2 protein-coding genes are annotated in these 2,753 nt (G+C 47.3%); one reads left to right on the forward strand and one right to left on the reverse strand.

From position 1 onward, the window contains the following. Positions 1-234, forward strand: a 234-nt coding sequence (locus PGW94_RS04470; protein ID WP_271759050.1) for a hypothetical protein, incomplete at its 5' end; no start/stop codon positions are given. Here PGW94_RS04470 and PGW94_RS04475 read toward each other — a convergent pair. Next, positions 202-2,355, reverse strand: a complete 2,154-nt coding sequence (locus PGW94_RS04475) for a hypothetical protein (protein ID WP_271759052.1) — start codon at positions 2,353-2,355, stop codon at positions 202-204. The two genes, PGW94_RS04470 and PGW94_RS04475, sit on opposite strands and share 33 nt — an antisense overlap. Positions 2,356-2,753 lie beyond the last annotated feature (398 nt).

Here is a 2,753-nt window from a genome sequence, read left to right on the forward strand (position 1 = left end):
AAAGACCTGCGGTTGCTTGAGCGCTTCCATAACGAGGAAAGTTGTAGGCGTGAGGTTGGATATGCAATGACGGGAACCAAAGAAAAAGGGCAGCCCCCAGCAGATGACCCACCAGTCACAGGCTGCCCAAAAGCAACACGCGTAAATACAGAAACAATCACAGCTGGTCAAAGGAGAATTTGCCCCAATGACCAAATAAGCCTAACGCGAAGCCGCCGCTTTGAAGCAACTTGATGCCACTGCATCAGCAGCGTTACTACCATCAGGTAAGGCCAACGAGCTACCTGGTCCTTGCGAAGAGCCAGAAGCGCATGCAACTTTACCACTATCGCTTCCACAGGTTAGCTCCTTCAACTTAGATCCCACAGAGGAGCATCCAAGTCCGAGAGATACCTTTTTCTTTGCCGCATGCCCACGATGGTGATGATGAGCATCCTCACCCATGACAGCCTTGCAATCATTAGCCAGAGTCTTAATCTCGTCCGCGCTGTACACTCCTATAAACCCTACAGAGTTTATATCAACCCCTTCAGGTATTTGTAGGTGGTACTCAACATCGTTGGAAAGAGCAGAGCCCGTGCCTCTCTCTTTGCCAAGAGTGCAAACACTCTTCAACTTCTTGAATGCAGAAGAGGCGCCCTTAGCAGAAACCCAAGCTGTCGTTGTAGCAACGAACCCTAACGAGAACACAACAAGACCCAATACAAGCACATCACTCACGCCCATACCGAAAGGCAACCCAGCCAGATTAGTCAAAGCGTTATGTCGAGCATATACCGCGAAGCATACAGACAACACACCAGATATCATTAGCATAAAGCCAACCATCTCACCCATAGCCCTAGCGAGCTTCAATGTTCTGTGTCTCTCAAGATTCTTTATCTCCTCCTTAGTTTTCTCTCCCTCACACGCACGCTTCTCCTTCAGATAACGAGCAAAATCCCTATGCGTATCTATAGCATTTGACTGCTCCAGGAACTCGCAGAGTATTGGATAATCCTTACTATCCACAAACTCACGAAGGAAGCTAACTCTCTCAGCAAGGAACGACACCAAGTCCTTAGCATGCGTCATCACCTCCTTGTTAAATTCCCTATCTCCCATCAGAGCGTCGTGTATATACCGTACAGCATGTGAAAATACACCGGAAACATTTCCGTCGCTGTCTATACTCGACATGTTAAAGTGATTACTTAACTTTCTGACCTCATGTGCCAGCTTCTCATATGACACGCCGAATATACATCTCTGGCGCAGGTGATGACTCTCTATCAGCAAATCAACCAGTCCCGCTCCTTCAGGTGTACTCAGTATTCCACTACCAAGACCGTCATGAAGCTTCCTTTCATCCAGCAAAGGAAACGCAAATTCGCGTTTGAACGAGTAAGCAACTCCGCCATCGTTAAGTATCAGCGCATTAATGTTGTCCTTAACTATCGGTATTTGCTTACCAAACAACATGCTTAGCAACAGCAACTTCTCTGCATTTACACTAGCGTGATCCCGTATTGTCTCATTTACCCGACCATTTACGATATGAGCCCACTCGTGATCATCGCGCAAGGACTGAATAATCCTAGCCTGCCCCCTCACCACTAAAGTAGTGGAGCGCCTGCGAGGATCTATACTTTCCCTAACCCTAAAATGCGAAGCGATGGCAGGATTAAGATTTGAAAGAAACGCCAGCTTCTGATGTAGGGCAGCAGGGCCTCCATACGAGACTATGTTTTCTGACATCAGGAACTGCTCTAAATCATTACGCCGCCTTGTTATCTCCCTAGCAGCGTCACTTGTGTAAACACAATACGCAACACTTGCGAGCTCCTTACGGTGCATAGAAAGCATGGGAGGAAGTAACTTCCTCAAGCACATTAGGTACACTGTTCCCCACTCCACGTGTTGGGCGCGAGGCCCAGTACTACGTAGCTCCAGCACTCTTATCACAAAGTCAGACACGCACGAAAGCGCCTTCTTCAATTTGCTCGTATCTGCTGACGACTGCCCAAGGGAACGTGACAAACTCACTATGTGCTCTGGCATAAAAGCATGGATTGTAAAGAGATACCTACATAGGCATTCCAGTCCTTCAGGCGTTGATACAGACTGCTCGAGCGTTATTATTGCGCACGCCTCCCGCATAGCGTCAACATCTACATCAGTACCCGGCATCTCCACGCGGTACGAGTACTTGGTGCCAGAGCTATCCCGGTGCACCACCAGGCCATATTTCGGACTCATTCCGCGTAGCAGCGCATTTACAACCGCCCTAACAACCACCTCATTCACAACCCTTATGTCAGGATTATCTTCGTAGCCTGGGATCTTCCCGGCCATATTCTCCACTAACTTTTTCATGAACCATACACCATAGAAAGGCAACTACCGCCAACACCTGTGCGTGCCGCGCAAACCCACACAACCGTTGTGAGATACCTAGACAACACGCCCAGGTAGCCCACGTGTAACATAAATGTCAATCTATAGTCAAGAAAATAGATATTTTTCGGTGCATTATGGTCTCTATTTGCGCCACAGTGGTTGAAATTATCTATCTTAAAGATAAATATGACACATATAACAACTCAAGGAAGGAGTACAAGAAACATGCTCAATGAAATACTGATACTTTTGCACTTTGTAACAATGGGAAACTAAGTAAACCATACGCTAGAGTTGCTTCAATAGTCTACTTTGCCACACCAGACCCAAAAAAAGACAAAGGAACTGGCGAAGGCCAGCTGGGATCAAACGAT

Source organism: Candidatus Anaplasma sp. TIGMIC, from assembly GCF_028204095.1.
Taxonomy (GTDB): Bacteria; Pseudomonadota; Alphaproteobacteria; order Rickettsiales; family Anaplasmataceae; genus Anaplasma.

What these genes read in the sequence shown, in the direction of transcription:
- PGW94_RS04475 (WP_271759052.1), bottom strand. Translation starts at nt 2,355, where the DNA reads ATGAAAAAGTTAGTGGAGAATATGGCCGGGAAGATCCCAGGCTACGAA.